Source organism: Paraburkholderia sp. SIMBA_030, assembly GCF_046535245.1.
Taxonomy (GTDB): Bacteria; Pseudomonadota; Gammaproteobacteria; order Burkholderiales; family Burkholderiaceae; genus Paraburkholderia.
Genome location: NZ_JAWRXB010001210.1, coordinates 1 through 250, shown reverse-complemented (window position 1 = coordinate 250; position 250 = coordinate 1). Strand labels below are relative to the sequence as shown.

1 pseudogene is annotated in these 250 nt (G+C 52.4%); it reads left to right on the top strand.

Annotation, left to right across the window (positions count from 1 at the left end):
* A pseudogene (locus SB772_RS43880) lies at positions 1-204 on the top strand (hypothetical protein); the annotation flags it as partial.
* Between the last annotated feature and the right edge of the window lie 46 nt (positions 205-250).

Genomic DNA, 250 nt, shown 5'->3' with positions numbered 1-250 from the left:
AAGCTCCGCCAACCGCTGGAGGCGCGATTCCTCGACAACCTCGACAAACGCGTCTGCAAAAGCGAAGGGTGTGAGTTTGAATACGAATACCCGTACTTCATCCGCAGCCCCGACGGGATGTATCACTTGGTTTATACCTGGAACAACACCTTCATCAAACACGTGTCCTTCAACGATATCTGGCAGTCCGAGCGTCTCAAATGATCAGCCTGTGGCAAGCCCATCTCAGCTTCGCGATGATCATCTTCCT